Source organism: Candidatus Limnocylindrales bacterium, assembly GCA_035626395.1.
Lineage (GTDB): Bacteria > Desulfobacterota > Binatia > UBA1149 > CAITLU01 > DASPNH01.
Genome location: DASPNR010000045.1, coordinates 1 through 1266, shown reverse-complemented (window position 1 = coordinate 1266; position 1266 = coordinate 1). Strand labels below are relative to the sequence as shown.

The window sequence follows — 1266 nt, the reverse complement described above, 5'->3', positions numbered from 1 at the left end:
ACCATGGTGTTGATGGTCGACTTCAGTTCGAGGATTTCGCCCTTCACGTCGACGGTGATCTTCTTGGACAGGTCGCCGTTGGCCACGGCGGTGGTCACCTCGGCGATGTTCCGCACCTGGCCGGTCAGGTTGTCGGCCATAAGGTTGACGTTGTCGGTGAGGTCCTTCCAGGTGCCGGTCACGCCAGTGACCTGGGCCTGACCGCCGAGCTTGCCTTCCGTGCCGACCTCGCGCGCCACCCGGGTCACTTCCGAGGCGAAGGCGTTGAGCTGATCGACCATGGCGTTGATGGTCGATTTCAGCTCGAGGATCTCGCCCTTCACATCGACGGTGATCTTCTTGGACAGATCGCCGTTGGCCACGGCGGTGGTCACCTCGGCGATGTTCCGCACCTGACCGGTAAGGTTGGCGGCCATGAAGTTCACGTTGTCGGTGAGATCCTTCCAGGCGCCGCCGACGCCCTTCACGTTCGCCTGACCGCCCAGCTTGCCCTCGGTGCCGACCTCGCGCGCCACGCGCGACACTTCCGAGGCGAACGAGTTGAGCTGGTCCACCATGACGTTGATGGTCGATTTCAGCTCGAGGATTTCGCCCTTCACGTCGACGGTGATCTTCTTGGACAGATCGCCGTTGGCCACGGCGGTGGTGACCTCGGCGATGTTCCGCACCTGACCGGTGAGGTTGTCGGCCATCAGATTGACGTTGTCGGTGAGGTCCTTCCACGCCCCGGTGACGCCCTCCACCTGCGCCTGGCCGCCCAGCTTGCCGTCGGTGCCGACCTCCTTGGCCACGCGCGTCACCTCGGAGGCGAAGGCGTTCAGCTGGTCCACCATGACGTTGATGGTGTCCTTCAGCTCGAGAATCTCCCCGCGCACCTGCACGGTGATCTTCTTCGACAGGTCGCCCTTGGCCACGGCGGTGGTGACCTCGGCGATGTTCCGCACCTGGCCGGTCAGGTTGTCGGCCATCAGGTTGACGTTGTCGGTCAGGTCCTTCCAGGTGCCGGCGACGCCGCGCACCTGCGCTTGGCCGCCGAGCTTGCCCTCGGTGCCGACCTCGCGCGCCACGCGGGTGACCTCGGACGCGAAGCTGTTGAGCTGGTCCACCATCGTGTTGATGGTGTTCTTGAGCTCGAGGATCTCGCCCTTCACCTCGACGGTGATCTTCTTCGAAAGGTCGCCCGACGCCACCGCGGTAGTCACCTCGGCGATGTTGCGCACCTGCGAGGTGAGGTTTGTCGCCATGGCGTTCACGTTGTCGGTCAAG

The 1266-nt window shown here is 64.1% G+C and carries 1 protein-coding gene; it reads right to left on the bottom strand.

Going from position 1 to position 1266, the window contains the following annotated elements; genetic code table 11:
- On the bottom strand, positions 1 to 1244 hold a 1244-nt coding region (locus VEC57_20760), incomplete at its 3' end, for a HAMP domain-containing protein (GenBank protein HYC01575.1).
- Positions 1245 to 1266: the final 22 nt, after the last annotated feature.